Below are 15,078 nucleotides of genomic sequence, written 5' to 3' on the forward strand. Positions count from 1 at the left end.
AAAAACATCTTTTGTGACTGCTTCAGCTATTTGGCCTGAGGCGAAATAAGAAATTGGCCAAACAAGCCTGCGTCGCAGACCTAACGAAGCTGACAGAATGTCGGATGGCGTCGAGCGCCAGCTTTGTGACACGTCATTTGAAAGACGACGAGGTGTTTCTCTTCCTGGAAAAATTCAAGCAAGCTGTCGCTGATGAATACTTACGTCGTGAGCTGCAGAAAGATCACGGACATAAAGCGCGTTTCTTCAATCCAGATGATATAAAATGGAAAAAATGAAATCATTCTGAAACAAATGAACCTCGACGGACGTTTGGATGATGTACCAACAGCATTGTCTGCGCATCTCAAATATGGATGCGTGACATGGAACTGTGGAAATTTCTACACGCTTGCTGCAAGCAACAGCGCGTACAATCTGTGGCGCCTAATTTCGGCGATGGCCGGCTCTGCATTCCAAATGAATATGTCTACATAGAAGCTCCCGCCTCGCTACCGGGGTTAGCCTTGAACTACCAGCATTCCGACCCCCCGGCATCAGGCACTCGACCGCAAATCCGGGCTCTCTCGGCCTCCGAGCGAACCCGCCGTCCCGTTGGACCATCCAGAACCTCGAGCCGGCCTGCGTAGCCAGCCGTTGGGACGTCCAAATGGACGTCCATTTTGCCGTCTGCTCCCACGTAGGCCCTCCGTCTCTCGCGATCCGGGGGATTCTTCGCACATTCACCTCATGCGCCGCACGAGGGGAGCGGCGTGGCGCTTACGATTGAACGAAGCCCCGGGAATGTCCAAGTTCGCCGAGGCGATCCCGCTACGCCATCTCCAGACGGGCCGCCCTTGAATGCTAACTGACCGAAGGGCGGATCTAGATCGATTCCAATACTGTCGAGCGGGCAATTCGGCAAACAATCACAAGAAACAACAGGCCTTTTCGCGGGCAGCCACAACTTAGGCGACCATCGCCACGCTCCTTCAGACGGCCAAAATGAACGATCGAGCTGCGCCGGCTGACGTCAGCCTACGCGGGTAGGTCTTAAGTACGCCACTCCTCCCCTTCGTCGCCACTTGGGCGGAATCACATCAATGGGTATGCCTAGAATGAAGGGCGCCTTGGGTCAGGGGCGCCCTTCGCATCGGCGGCACGCTTCGATCCGGGAGGTACGGACCTAAAGCACCTCGGGAGTTTTTGGGGAATCCCGCTTAGCGCGCACGCTGGACGCGCAAGTCCAGCGCACGCAGTCGTATGCTGCGGGCGCTGTGGTTTAATGGTTCGATCCGTTAGAAGGAGCGCTTGAAGCGGAGGACGCCGCCGACGCTGTCCTTCTTGTCGGCATTCGTCCAGTTCGAGAAGTCGGCGTCATCGAACTTGCCTGCATGCAGGTAGTCGACTTCGGCCGTGATCGTCAGGCCGGGGACGATGTCGTAGGCGACGTTCGCCGCGACGCCAAAGTTCTTCCATTCGTCATAGGAGAGCTGGGCGTTAAACGAGGTCTTCTCGTTGAACTTGTAGGTGCCGCCGCCCCAGACTGCCCAGTTGCCGCCCCACTGCTTGTAGAAGCCGCGGCCGCCGGCCGGGATTGCCGAGGTCGGGTCCGTGAGGTTGTCGTCGGTGCCGTAGCCGGCCATGGCGAAGAGCGACAGCGCGTCGCTGGCTCTCACGTCCAGGCGAACCTTGCCGGCCACTTCTTCATAATTGCTATCATAGGCAACGACGCCGGTGATCGCACCCCAGCCCTGCGTGTACTTCACGCCGCCGACAATATGCGGCACATAGCTGTCGATCGTGCCCTTGACGCCGGAGCCTTCTTCAAGCGAGACCACGGCCGAGAAGCCATTGCCGGCATCGAAGTAGTACTGGACGACATTGGTGTCGAAGTCGCCGTAGGGAACCAGCGTATCCTGGATGACGTTGCCGGCGTAGCCGATGAACGCATCGAAGGCCGATTCGTCCTTACCGACGCGCAGACCGCCGAGCTGGATCCAGGCGAAGTTCAATGTGACGCCCTTGTTGAAGGCATAGTTCTGGGGGCTGTCCGGGCCCGAATAAGCGTTGCGGCTGCCGAAGTTGAAGCGGATTTCGGTGTAGGTCTTCAGAGTGCCTAGCTCGGTTTCCTGACCGGTCCAGGTCTTCAGGTCGAAGCGGGCGTTCTTGCGCCAGGTGGCCTGGTCCCTGCCGTCCTGCACATCGTGGGTCCGCGCACCCTCATACCGCGGCATGACCCGTTTGCACGACATAGCCTTCGGCATCTCCATTGGATAAAGCCGACGATGTGGATAATTGAAAGCCTCACCGGAGAGGTACGCTCTACCGTTTATGTTGATTACAACATAAACGGTAAGATGTTGCGCACGGAATTATGCTGGGAAGGCTCCGGTTCTGCCTAAATTTCAGGCGATTCCAGGCAATCTCCGCAACATAATTTTCTGAAGTCAAATTGCATTCAGGAACGCCATCACACCCTTGTCCTCCTTCCAAGGCCGGTCTGGCCCCGAAGCCGCTGCATCGCACAGCGCCATCGCTTTCGCCTTCATCTCGAGATCGATTTCGGCATACATGTTGGTGGTCTCAAGGCTGACGTGTCCGAGCCATGCGCGTATGGTGTTAAGGTCGACACCTGCCTGCAGCACATGACAGGCGCCTTAGACGGATCACATGCGGCGTGATTGCTCTTGCGGGAAGCGTTGGTACGCGCACCGCGCATCGCTCGACCAGCCGATAGACACCGAACCGCGTATAGCGCTTTCGATGGCGGCTGACGAAGACGGGGTCACCGTTTGCGCGTCCTCGAACGAGTTCGCCAAGCGCGTTTTTCCGTGCGTGGCCACAGTGAGCATTGCCGGATTTTGCCGCCCTTGCCGCAAAGGGTGGCGAGCGCATGATCGTCGCGGTGCCGGCCAACCTGGAGATTTGCGACCTGCAATCTTCGCCTCCGAGACCCGCGCCCCGGTGTTGTAGAGGAAGAGCAACAAGGTAAGATAGAGGAGCGCTCCCTGAGCAATGGAGCGGAATGATACCGTGCGATCGCAGACGGTCGGCTAAAGAAAACATCAAACATAACCCAAGTCTCCTTGTTGTTGGCGCCTGGATCAAGACATCGGATGTGCTTCAGAAAATTATGTTGCGGAGATTGCCTGGAATCGCCTGAAATTTAGGGAGAACCGGTAGCCTCCGCAGCATAAGTTGGTGCGCAACATCTTACCGCCAGGAGGCTATATGCCGATATGCCCGCCACCAGGCTGTGGATGGGCAAGGTCGGCTTCGAGCTCGAGCCGCTCGCCGAGTACGCACTGGCCCGCATCAAGCAGGGTGAGCGGGTCTTTACCGATGAGACCACGTTGCAAACGCCCTCATGCCATGGAATTACCGGCGCTGAACGGCATCAGCTGCCCGCTTACGTCCAGCTGAAGGAGACCGGCATCGACGTTGCGCGCGGTACGGTCACAGAATGTCGCGAGGCATGAACATCCCCTCCTCCGTGCAACGACGCGTGCAAAACGCTCTTGGCTTGACAGCGATCAAGGCCAGGGCGGCTCGTCACTTTGAGCAAAGCAACCGCGCCGGTCCAGCGAGATCCTGTCTGGATCCACGCAAGGCGGCTTTAACTATCTTCCGGGCCGAAGCAGCTTTCGAAATCATTGCATTCCTGGCAGCTCTTGAGCACGCTAGATTTGCCTTGAACGACCAATCTGACGCCACCGCTGCGAATAGAGACAAACAACCCTTATAAGATGCCTGCCTACCACTGAAGGGTGGCAGCCATCAAATGGCGACGAAGCCCAGCTGCTGGACAGAGGTCTAACCGACGATGGCCTGAAGGGTGGGAAGACCTGTCCTGCTGGCCCCATCTATCACCCCATCAAGCATTTGGCACCGGTTGCGGCGACAATCAAAACGGCGAGCCTTGCGTTAATGAGGATGAGAATGCTATCGGCTTGGAACGCAGGGAGGCGCCTCAAAATCACGCAGGCTGAGATTGTAGGCCGGTACCCAGCATACGCAAAGCAGGATTACTGACTGGTCGAACTGGCGGCCCTTGAACGTCTAGTCCTTTCGAAAAATGTCGAAAGCGTCTGCCATAGCTCCGCCAATCGAAACGATCCAACACATCCACATCAGTCGCCCTTGTCCCACGCTGCGGTCGTACCGCTGGATGAGCAGTATTCATCGCAGGAACATTCACTCAAGTCCTACAATAGTTTAGTTAAAGTGCTATCCGACTTACGCGATTTGACCAGATCGTGTGATCATGTGCTCTCGACATCGCACCAGCACACCCGTAACTTTCTTACTCAGACAGTCATTTCTCGGTCGAGTGGGAAGATTGGCCGAGGCACGTTTCGATAAGCGAGTTTTTCCCAATTCGGTGTGCTAAGAGCCCCACTATCACAGACAATTACCTTACCGGCAATAGGCTCGAAAGCGGCCCTGAAATGCTGCATTGATTTCAGGCCGACTACGGCCTTTGCAGCAGGATCGATGCCAAAGGTACGGAATTGCTGTAGGTCCAATATCTGTGTTGGCTCGCTCACCACGAGAATTTCGATTCGCCCGACGCGCAAGACTGCAGTTTCACCCCAGGAAAAACTCAATCCGCCGTACATCGCACCGTCGCAAGTATAGGAACCATCGCTTGTAAGGCAGACCTCGCCTTCGAGTTCCAAGGGCCCCCCTCCGAAGCGCGGATCGAACTTGCCGCCCAGTTCTACCAGCACGCGGTCACCCACGCCGTGGCCATGCAACTGCTTGGCTGTTTCTGCATCAACTATCGGTCCAAACGCGGCATCAGCGATTCCGGCCTCTATCATCGCCTTCAACAGATTGGTCGAATCGCCATAAGCTCCAGCCCCGGGATTGTCAGCATAGTCCGCGATGATTAGAGGGCCTGTATGGCGCTGGTATGCTTTGGCGATCTTCGCTGCCTCCTCGACCGAAAGATAAGAGTTTATTACATCAAAACGCTTTTTCCATATATCATCAGCGATCGCTTCAGCGAAGGCTCGATGCTTATCCTCATTGCGGTCATAGGTGACTGTGACCGTCGGACCTATCTCACGGATGTCAGCATATGCGAACCCAGCATTGATGCTGACGGCGAGAACGCCGGGTTCTTGCTCATAGGTTATGGATTTCGCTATCCACTCGACCATCGGACCGACATCGCTGCGCCCGCCATTCACTTCTGACAACATCGGACGGTGCACGCGCAGGGTGCGTGGTCGAATTTCTCCCTTCATAGTCCTATGAAGAATTGCGCCGGCTTGTCGGCCGATCTCGCGCATATCTATATGGGGATAAGTCTTGTAAGATACCACTATATCTGCAAGCTCGCACATCTTCTGCGTCACGTTCCCATGAGGATCGAGAGTGATCGCAATGGGCTTATCCGGTCCGACCACTGCCCGTAGTCGCGCCAGAAGCTCGCCTTCCCCATCCTCGCAAAAGTCGGTGACCATGGCGCCATGAAGCGCAAGCAGGATGCCATCGAGCTTCTCCTTGTGTTCACCTGCGGCGTTAGTGATGGCCCCGCCCAAGCGATCAAAAGCGTCCCGAGTTACAACACCTCCCGGTTCGGCGCCAGCGCTGAGAACATGCGTTTGTTTCCAGCCGTAGTCGCGCGCGCAGTCGCAAAAACCAGCCAGCTCCGTGTTGGCTTGGCCATACTTCTTGATGGCATCGTCGCCGAAGTAAATGGAATACCTCGCGAAGGCATCATAGTCCGTGGGATACTTGTTGAAGGTATTGGTCTCGTGGCCGAATACGGCGGTGAGAACATTGTAGGACATAATGAAGCTCCTATTTGGTCAATGCGAAAATTGCTGACCGCGACCCAGTATGGATGCGATCTAGAGGCTTAAGTCGGTCGGCGTCGAGAACGGCATACCCCCCGTCAAGGCATCGATCTCGTCGGGATTGGTTACACCGCTGCTGCCGCACTAAACGGAACAGGCCGACCTGCCCACCATCAGGCCAATCGAAAACCTCGGCATGGGCATGATCGGCCAGTTCGGGTATTGGCTCACTCGCCGCGTGAAAAGAGGGTCCGCAACTGCGACCATCGTGAATTGTCCCACGTTCGTTGCAATCGAGTATCGTAGTCGTCCGCCTGCGGGGTTGGATGAAAACTGTTCTCGTGTGAATTTTCTTTCATTGCTTCTCAATATGTTGACTGTTTACTAGACTGCCGAAACTATCGCGGTCGTGGCATTCGCCGCTTCAGCCAGCTGGCCTGGAGTGTCTGTCGCTGGAGCGCGCACATGACAGGCCACGACGCACCCGTCTGGCATCGGTACCAAGGCCGGCACGTCGATGCGGCAACGCTCGACAGCGAGCGGGCAGCGCGGGTGGAACGCGCACCCGCTCGGCGGATTGATAGGGCTTGGCACCTCGCCCTCCACCGGCGCCTCCAGCCGAACTCGGGTGGGATCCGGCACGGGGGCCGCGGCGATCAGTGCCTCGGTATATGGATGGACCGGCTTGGCGAAGAGCGCCTCGCAGGGCGATAGCTCCACGATCCGCCCTAGATACATGACCGCGACGCGATGGCCAATATGCTCTACGACGCCAAGGTCATGTGAGATAAAGACGAAGGCCATGCCCATCTGCTGCTGCAGATCCAAAAGCAGATTCAAGATCTGTGCCTGCACGGATACGTCAAGGGCGGACACCGCTTCGTCGAGGATGATGAGCGAAGGCTGGAGGGCCAGCGCCCGCGCGATACCGAGCCGCTGCCGCTGACCGCCCGACAACTCGGACGGAAGCCTGTGCATCATATCGGGCGACATTCCGACCTTCTGGAGAAGGTCCGCAGCAAGTGCCTGGCGCTGCTTGCGGCTGAGGCACTCAAAATTCTCGACGGGTTCGGTGATGATCTGTCCGGCGGTAAGGCGCGGATTCAGCGACGAGTAAGGATCTTGAAAGACCATCTGCATCCGACGGCGCCAATCCCGAAGCGCGTCCTTTTTGAGACCCGCAATGTCGGTCCCGTCGATCAGCACGCGCCCGCCCGTCGGCTCCACCAGTCGCATCAAAAGCCGCGCGACGGTTGACTTGCCGCAGCCGGATTCGCCGACAATGCAGAGTGTCTCGCCCGCCTCGACCGAAAAGGATACATCCTCCACCGCCCGGACCACCGGAATGGTCTTCTTCAGGATTCCCGAGCCAAGCGGATAATGCTTGGTCAGATTCTCGACTTTCAGCAGAGGACCGTTCATGCGCCCATCACCTCTTCGGCGCGCCAGCAAGCCGCGGCGTGGCCCGGCGTGACATCATCAAGAATGGGTGTCTTCTCGCGGCAAATATCTATCGCGAACGGGCAGCGAGGCGCAAAGCTGCACCCGACAATAGGCTCGCGTAGGCTTGGCACAATGCCGGGAATTTCTGGAAGCCGGTGCTGCCGGCCGCGCCGCCGGTCAGGGACCGATCGCATGAGGCCCTGGGTGTAGGGATGCGCGGGACGCGCGAACAGATCTATTGCGTTCGCTTGTTCTACGATACGGCCAGCATACATCACGATCACGCGTTGGCATGTCTCGGCTACAACGCCCAGATCGTGCGTGATGAACATCACGGCCGTTCCCGTGCGCTCTTTCAGGTCAACGATGAGCCGCAGGATCTGCGCCTGGATGGTGACGTCAAGCGCAGTAGTTGGCTCGTCGGCGATCAATAGTTCCGGTGAGCAGGCAAGAGCCATCGCGATCATGGCGCGCTGGCGCATGCCGCCCGACATTTCGTGGGGATAGTTGTTGACGCGACGCTCGGGGTCCGAGATGCGGACAAGACGCAGCATCTCTTCGGCCTTTGCCAGCGCAACCGACCGCGAGGCATTGGTGTGTATCTGAACCGCCTCAGCAATCTGGAGACCGACCGTGTAAACCGGGTTCAGGCTCGTCATCGGCTCTTGGAAAATCATGGCGATCTGGTCGCCGCGGATCTGTCGCATCTCCCGATCGGACAGCTCAAGGAGGTCGCGTCCGTGAAAGCGGACCTCGCCGCCGACAGTCCTGGCGGCCAGCTTCGGAAGCAGGCGAAGGATGGAGAGGGCGGTGACGCTCTTCCCGCATCCCGATTCGCCGACGATGCCGAGCGTCTCGCCTTTCTTGACCTGAAAGCTTATGCCGCCCAGGGCGCGGGTGACGCTCTCTTCGCCGTGAAAGTGCGTCTCAAGGTCTCGAACGTCGAGAAGCACGTCATCTTCTGCGGTTTTTTGCATCAGCATGTCAACGCCTCCGCTTTGAGCGGGGGTCGAACAGGTCGCGCAGGCCATCCCCGAGCAGGTTGACGGCAAGGACCGTGACGGCAAGGCAGATACCTGGGGCGAAGATCGTCAATGGGGCGATGGAAAGATACAGGCGCGAACTGGCGATCATGTTGCCCCAGCTCGGAATGTCGGGCGGCACGCCCACGCCGAGGAAGCTCAGTCCCGCCTCTGTCAGGATCGCACTGGCGCAGACAGTAGCTCCCTGGACCATCAGCGCAGGAAAGGTGCTCGGCAGGATATGCCGCCACAGCACCTTGGGCAGGCGCGCACCGCCGCAGAGTGCGGCCTCCACGTAGGGACGTTCGCGAACACCCAGAACCACCGAACGAACCAGCCGCGAGACGGCTGGCGTCTCTGGGATCGCGATGGCGACGATGAGGATGCCGATTCCGGGTCCTGTCAGAGAAATGAGCGCAATCGCCAGCAGAATCGTCGGGATCGACATCAGGCCGTCCATGACCCGCATGACGACGTTGTCGAAGCTGCGGCTGTAGCCGGCTACAACACCGATCAGAAGCCCGGCAAGAGCCGCGCCCAACGCGGATATCAATCCGACCATGAGAGAGATTCGGGCGCCGAACACCGTTCGCGCAAAGACGTCACGGCCCAGATTATCGCTTCCGAACCACATCTCGGCCGAAGGCGGCTGAAGGCGCGTAAATGGATCCATTTCCGATGGATCGCCAGCGTAAAGCGGGGCAGCGATCGCCAGAATGATCAGGAGCACCAGGAGGCCGCCGCCTATCAAAACCAGGGGGTGCCGCCTTGCCAGACGGGGAACATCAGATAGCTGCAGCCGACCCATCGGCACCGCTTCAACTGGTGCGGAGATGAGCGTCATATCAGTACCGGATTCGGGGATCAATCAGCGTATAAGCCAGATCGACCGCGAGATTGATAAGGACATACAGAGCCGAAGTCAGGATGAGAACGCTCTGGATGATAGGATAGTCGCGGTTATTGATCGCATCCACGACCAGACGACCGATACCGGGGATGTTGAACACCGTTTCCGTGAGGACAACCCCGCCGATCAGATAGGCGAAGCTTATGCCTATCACGGTCAGGATCGGGACGCCGGCATTCTTCAACGCATGATGGAAAAGCAAGGCATATGATGAAGCGCCTTTGGCAGCGGCCGTCCGCATATAGTCTTCCGATAAGACTTCCAGCATGCTAGCCCGCGTGACCCGGGCAATGAATGCGATATAGGCAAGACCAAGAGCCACGCTGGGAAGGATCAGATGCACAAACCAAGGCCCGAGACCGTCGTCGATCGGGATGTACCCCTGCACCGGTAGCCAATGTGTCCTGATGGCGAAGAAGTATATGAAAAAAAAGCCGATGACAAAGACCGGGACGGAATAACCAATTGCCGAAAAGGCCGCGAGGAGGCGGTCGACAAGGCCGCCAGTTCGCCACGCGGCAAGGATGCCGACAGAGACCCCTACCGACACCGAAAGGATCATCGTCAGGATCGACAGGGAAAGGGTCGGTTCCAGCCGCTGCGAGATGAGCTCGAGAACCGGTCGTCCGGAAAAGATCGAGATGCCAAAATCGCCGCCGAGCATGTCCCGCACCCAACGGATGAACTGAACCGGCATAGGATCGTTCAAACCCAGGGTTTTGCGGATGCCGGCGATCATCTCCGCCGTGGCCGACCTGCCAGCCATCATGGCCGCCGGATCGCCAGGCGCCAGCCTGAGAAGCAGGAAAACGAACATCCCGACCATCGCCATGACGGCGATGGTCGAAACAAACCTGCGTAGGAGGTAAGCCGCCATCAGGCGGATGCTTTCTGCACGTTCCACATGGGAATGAGCTGGGGCATGCCGATGATGCCTGTAAGGGTCTTGCGGCGCGCGATCGGTCCGACATAATTTCCCAACTTCACATCGCCGACGAAGTCCCACCAGATTGCTTGCATCTTGCGCGCCAGTGCCTTGCGCTCTTCGAGCGTTTCGACATCCGCCCATTTGGCCCGCAGCCCCTCATATTCGTCGTTTTTCGGCCAGCCGTACCAAGCCTTGTCGCCGCTCGCGAGCATTCCCGGACTTATGAGCGGATTGCCGAAGGAATAAGCAACTTGGGTCGAGATAAACATGCTCCAGCCGCCATTCTCGACGGAGTCCTTTTTCGCCCGGCGCGTGCTAACGCCGCCCCAGTCACTCGGCGCAAGCTCGGCATTGATGCCGATTTTGCGTAATTCCGCCGCTAGAAACTGCGAGGCATTGTCAGCCTCGTGCCAATCAGTCGGATCGAGAATGACGACCTTCTCGCCGGCATAACCGGCCTCCTTGAACAGCTGCCTGGCCTTTTCGGGATCGCCGCCTTTCTTGTACCACCCAGTATTTTCGTTGTTAGATACAAGGTTATCATTGCTAAATATCGAAATAACCGGACGGCCATAGTTCGGCGCCATGATCCTCATGAACGCCTCCTGATCGATCAGGTGAAGGATCGCCTGACGGGCTTTCACGTTGTTGAATGGCGGTTGCAAGCAATTCAAACGGACGTACGCGTCTGATCCCGACTTGCTCAGAACCTGAAGTGCAAGATTGGGATCGCCCTCGATTACTGGGTAAAGGTCCGCCGCAGGCACCTCCCAGTAGTCAATCTCGGCCGCCTGCAGAGCCGCGAATGCAGTCTGCACATCAGCGATATTATCCCAGATGACGCGATCGACCTTCACAATCTTACCGCCGGCCAGTCCGTCGAACGGTTCACTGCGTGGTACGTACTGTTCATTGCGGTCGTAAGTGTAACTTGAGCCCGGCCTGACAAGAGCTTCATTGAACCTGAACGGACCAGATCCGACATTCGTGGTGACCTGATCAGTCGCGGGGCGACTGGCGTCCTTCTCGCGCATGATAAACAGGCACGGCGGCGTCACATCCGCCAAGATATCTATCAAAAGCCCCAGCGGCTCTTTGAGCGTAATGGTGAAGGTCTTGTCGTCCTTTTTCGAGATATCGCTGGCCCGCCCCATGATCAACTGCCCACCAGGAGCGACTTGGCCCCAGCGCCGCATGGAGGCGACACAGTCCGCCGCGGTGACAGGGGTGCCGTCGTGCCAACCGAGGCCATCCCGCAGTTCGAATGTATACGTCTTCTTGTCGTCGGAAACGCCCCACCTGCCGACCATTTGCGGCTGAGGCATAAACTTGGAGTCGACCGAGAACAGCGTGTCGTAAATTGCCAAGCCGTGATCGGCGGTGATGTTCGTCGTCGTCCAGATCGGATCGAAGACGCGCAGGTCGATTCCTTTTACCATCCGCAGAGTTCGCGGAGCTGCTGCCTGCGCCCGCAGGACAGATGGGGCAGACATCGCCGCTCCAGCGGCCAAGCCTACCTTGATGAGGTTGCGTCGAGAGATTGCCATGCTTCAATTCCCCTTTTGTTTGTGGGCAAACGATCGCGCCTTTGTGAAGCAGTTTTCTGCAATCTGATGTCGTCGGTGGGACCCTCGTCGAGCACCTGCCGTAACGTTGAACCCGGCGCCGTAACGTTGAACCCGGCCCTGGCGCGGGACCGCGTCACATTAGCTTTAACGATTGGAAGATTAGGCAGCAGGCGGTGGGCCTGCAACCGAATTAAAGTAAAGCCTCAGGCGACTTTTTTGCACACTGCCAAATGACGGCGGATGAGGGCCTAAACATAAAAAGGACGCAGAATTGGGCGGATTCAAACGCAATTACCCGCACCATCATCACCTTGCCTGAAGAACTGCGCCATTCGCTTACTTGGGGTCAGGGAGCAGAAATGGCGCAGCACGATTGTCTCACGATTGATGCGGGCGTCCAGGTCTACTTCTGCGATCCGCGACGCTCATGGCAGCGGGGCACAAACGAGAACACCAATGGGCTGCTGCGTCAGTACTTCCCAAAAGGGGACCGACTTGAGCATCCCAGCGCCAACGAGATTGCCGCTGTAGCAGCGGTGCCCTCAATGCCCGACCGAGAAAGACCCTCGGCTGGAAAACGCCCACAGAAGCGCTTGACGAGTTGCTGCGATGAGTGAACACAATCGGTGTTGCGACGACCGTTTGAATCCGCCTAGGGTACGACAATCAAAATGGTGAACAGGGTAGGCCGGAAGGCGCTAGCATTAAGCAACGGCGTGGCACTCGAATTCTGTTTCGGCGCTTATCATTTGGGCAAGGCTGTTAAGTTCGTTGGTCATGAGGTGATATTGATCGCGCCTCCCAGTTGGCGAAGCCTTGTGTGAAACGCGGCAAGAACGACGCGGCGGAAGCGGAAGTTTTGCATGACGCAATGAGCCACCCGCCATGCGGCTCATGCCGGTGAAGACCGCGGCTTAGCAAGCGGCGTTGATGCTGATCGGCGTCGAGAAAGATTCACGAAAGCGTCGATGAAAAACTGCCCTCGTTGCATCGCTCCGGTCAATGCAGCAGGCGCCTGGCCGAAATTCCGCGCGTGACCGGTCAGCCCATCGCTTTTGATGATGAAGATCCCAGATTCCTGAACGTCCAAGTCTGGGTCACGATTTTGCCGGCTAGATAAAGCTCCCGCCCAACGACATTCGACCGGAGGCAAGGTCAGACTGGGCGTCATCACGCGCGTGGGGACGAAATGCTGAGGAGCATATTGATCGTTGACGCGACTGCTCTTCTTCAGCACGTCAGAGCAGCTCGAAGCAGCTATGCTTCCCGACGGCTCGCCGAACTACTGCAAAGGAAGAAACCGAAGCTGGAGGCGGTGGTGCTCGCCAACAAGATCGCCCGCATCGCCTGGAAGCCGCATGTCCAGCTTCGGACACAACCGTTGCGGAGAGACATACGCAGAATCGTCACATTGACGGATGGGAATTCGGCGATCGTGTTAGGGTGTATGACGATGCCGGGTAATGTCCGCAACTGTAAGCGCAGTCAGCCACGGTTCGCCATTGGGCGAGAAGTTAGGACCTGGGCTTAGCTGAACCGATACTGGCCTTTGCCGCTCGCCAGGATCGGCTGGGGCCGCCATCGTGCACAGCTTAGCAGCAAAGACATAACGTCGATCAGCGCGTGCGGCACAGAGCCGACCTGATCCGCCAGCGTGGTGGGCTCAGAACTGGTGACCGCACCTCCTTGGTGAATACCTCGGGCCGCGAGCGATACTCAATTCCCTTCTTTATCGACCAGGCAGGCTTCACGCCTTGGGAGACGATGGCCTCTCGGTCTGTCTGAATCCGCCAATGACGATGCGCTCCGGCGGGCCATGGCGCGCAAAATGCGAAGGAAGCGATTTTGCTATCGCCGGCACAGTCACGGGGGCTGGTGCCGAGCGCTTCTTCACACCCCGGCACGCTTTTAGAGTAGCCTATGTCGCCCTCTGTCAGAGTTTGAACTCTTACAGGTCAGACTGGTGTCCCTTGAACTCGCAACCCCTCCGAAATTCATTGAGACTCTCGCGCCCAACAGATCCTTCAAATAACTTTACAGAATCTTTGCGAGCGCAAATCGCTGACAATGATACGTTCACCGCAAGGTCTAAGGTGAGGCACGGCCGAAAAAGCCGGCCAATCTACGCACAGGCCGCCACACTGCACGCAACGTTGAGGTAACAGCAATGGCAACAAGAGCGCTCATCCTGCTTGAAGGCACTACGCAAGAGGCTTGTCTGCCATACGTCCTCGCGGCCCAGAGTCTTGGTCTGCACCCAATAACCCTGTCGGCCGACCCAGTTCAGTACGACAATCTTGCGGCGGCAAGGGTTGAGGCAATCTGTGTTGATACAAACAATCTCGATGCGCTGATCCGAGAATGTTCCCGGCTAAGCGCGATTTATGACATTGCTGGCATTACGAGCGCCAGGGAGGCGGTTTATGCGACAGCAGGCAAGCTCTGCCGGCATTTCGATCTGCCGGGACCGAACCCCGCATCCATTGAACGATGCTGCGAAAAATTCACTCAACGTCAGCTCCTCGCCGAGGCCGGCGTTCCAATACCTGCCTATCGCTTGGCAGCGGATGCAAAGGACGTAGAACACGCTGCCGCGGAGATCGGCCTGCCGGTAATTCTGAAGCCAGCCGTCGGCAACGGCAGCTACGGCGTCAGATTATGCCGCGACGTCGACGAGTTGGCCGAACATACGACCTATCTGTTGGGCGGCAAGCACATTTGGCGGTCGTCGCCGAGGATGCTGGTCGAAGAATTCGCACAAGGCCCACACTACTGCGCTAACATAATGGGAGACGAGGTCATTGCGATTGCCGCCGCTGAGTTTGGCCCCCCACCGCATTTCGTCTTTCATGAATACGCGTTTCCTGCCCCCCTAATTGAGGACGAGTATAAACATATCACCGATGTTTCGCTGAGCTGTTTGCGAGCTCTCGACCTTGGCTGGGGGCCAACGAACATTGAATTCCGATGGACAAAGCGTGGCCCGGTCGTCATTGAAGTCAATCCACGTATGGCGAGCGGGGATTCTAAACTCGTTCAGCTGGCTTACGGTGTCGATCTCATCACTGCTCATATCAAGCTTGTCATCGGCGAAGAATGGGATTTGCGCAAAAGGCATTCGAAGGGTGTGGTCCAGCGGTCGCTAAATGCTGATCGCGATGGCATCCTCGAACGGATGGATGGCGGCAGCCGCGCGGCTGCGGTACCAGGTGTCGTGGAGGTCAAATCTAAGGAACCCAAAGTGCCGATTGTCAGAAAAGGCGATTACCGAGACTCTCTGGGATATGTTATCGCCGTTTCATCTAGCCTTGCTGAGACTAAAATGATCCTTCAGCGTGCCGTCGACTTAATCGATTGGTCGATTACGCCATTTCCGACCGCTGCCGAATAATCTGCAGGCCGCACCAGCAAAGATGGC

At 57.6% G+C, this 15,078-nt stretch carries 10 protein-coding genes and 4 pseudogenes; 5 read left to right on the plus strand and 9 right to left on the minus strand.

The window, feature by feature from the left end:
- Window positions 1-53 precede the first annotated feature (53 nt).
- Window positions 54-278 (plus strand): hypothetical protein, encoded by a 225-nt coding sequence (locus tag NKI16_RS29175; protein ID WP_352924058.1) that lies wholly within the window; start codon window positions 54-56, stop codon window positions 276-278.
- Between the two features lie 999 nt (window positions 279-1,277).
- Here the strand turns inward: NKI16_RS29175 and NKI16_RS29180 are convergent.
- Together NKI16_RS29180 and NKI16_RS29185 are read right to left on the minus strand one after the other, a co-directional pair.
- Window positions 1,278-2,216: a porin gene (locus tag NKI16_RS29180; protein ID WP_352924059.1), complete on the minus strand. Its 939-nt coding sequence runs from the start codon at window positions 2,214-2,216 to the stop codon at window positions 1,278-1,280.
- A gap of 213 nt (window positions 2,217-2,429) precedes the next feature.
- Window positions 2,430-2,627: a site-specific integrase gene (locus NKI16_RS29185; protein ID WP_352924061.1), complete on the minus strand. Its 198-nt coding sequence runs from the start codon at window positions 2,625-2,627 to the stop codon at window positions 2,430-2,432.
- A gap of 612 nt (window positions 2,628-3,239) precedes the next feature.
- Between NKI16_RS29185 and NKI16_RS29190 the strand changes: the two are divergent.
- Window positions 3,240-3,401 (plus strand): annotated as a pseudogene (locus tag NKI16_RS29190) (IS66 family transposase); the annotation flags it as partial.
- A 550-nt stretch (window positions 3,402-3,951) separates the two neighbouring features.
- On the opposite strand, the pseudogene NKI16_RS29195 reads toward NKI16_RS29190, so the two are convergent.
- The 7 genes and pseudogenes from NKI16_RS29195 to NKI16_RS29225 form a co-directional block, all read right to left on the minus strand.
- Window positions 3,952-4,038 (minus strand): annotated as a pseudogene (locus NKI16_RS29195) (IS6 family transposase); the annotation flags it as partial.
- A gap of 251 nt (window positions 4,039-4,289) precedes the next feature.
- Window positions 4,290-5,783: a M81 family metallopeptidase gene (locus NKI16_RS29200; protein ID WP_352924063.1), complete on the minus strand. Its 1,494-nt coding sequence runs from the start codon at window positions 5,781-5,783 to the stop codon at window positions 4,290-4,292.
- Between the two features lie 390 nt (window positions 5,784-6,173).
- Window positions 6,174-7,211, minus strand: coding sequence for an ABC transporter ATP-binding protein (locus NKI16_RS29205; protein ID WP_352924131.1), 1,038 nt, complete (start codon window positions 7,209-7,211; stop codon window positions 6,174-6,176).
- On the minus strand, window positions 7,208-8,215 hold the full coding sequence (locus tag NKI16_RS29210; RefSeq protein ID WP_352924065.1) for an ABC transporter ATP-binding protein: 1,008 nt from the start codon (window positions 8,213-8,215) through the stop codon (window positions 7,208-7,210). The genes NKI16_RS29205 and NKI16_RS29210 overlap by 4 nt, the downstream gene beginning before the upstream one ends.
- Before the next feature lies 1 nt (window position 8,216).
- Window positions 8,217-9,098, minus strand: coding sequence for an ABC transporter permease (locus NKI16_RS29215; protein ID WP_352924067.1), 882 nt, complete (start codon window positions 9,096-9,098; stop codon window positions 8,217-8,219).
- 1 nt (window position 9,099) lies between these two features.
- Entirely contained in the window at window positions 9,100-10,041 is a 942-nt protein-coding gene (locus NKI16_RS29220; RefSeq protein WP_352924133.1) for an ABC transporter permease, read from the minus strand.
- Entirely contained in the window at window positions 10,041-11,639 is a 1,599-nt protein-coding gene (locus tag NKI16_RS29225) for an ABC transporter substrate-binding protein (RefSeq protein ID WP_352924069.1), read from the minus strand. The genes NKI16_RS29220 and NKI16_RS29225 overlap by 1 nt, the downstream gene beginning before the upstream one ends.
- Before the next feature lie 308 nt (window positions 11,640-11,947).
- Between NKI16_RS29225 and NKI16_RS29230 the strand changes: the two are divergent.
- The 3 genes and pseudogenes from NKI16_RS29230 to NKI16_RS29240 all read left to right on the plus strand — a co-directional run.
- Window positions 11,948-12,273: pseudogene (locus NKI16_RS29230) on the plus strand (IS30 family transposase); the annotation flags it as partial.
- A 103-nt stretch (window positions 12,274-12,376) separates the two neighbouring features.
- Window positions 12,377-13,014 (plus strand): annotated as a pseudogene (locus NKI16_RS29235) (transposase); the annotation flags it as partial.
- Between the two features lie 813 nt (window positions 13,015-13,827).
- Complete coding sequence (locus tag NKI16_RS29240; RefSeq protein WP_352924071.1) at window positions 13,828-15,051, plus strand: ATP-grasp domain-containing protein; 1,224 nt, start codon at window positions 13,828-13,830, stop codon at window positions 15,049-15,051.
- Window positions 15,052-15,078 lie beyond the last annotated feature (27 nt).

Origin of the sequence: Mesorhizobium sp. M0698 (assembly GCF_040320455.1) — a bacterium.
In the GTDB taxonomy this organism is placed as follows: domain Bacteria; phylum Pseudomonadota; class Alphaproteobacteria; order Rhizobiales; family Rhizobiaceae; genus Mesorhizobium.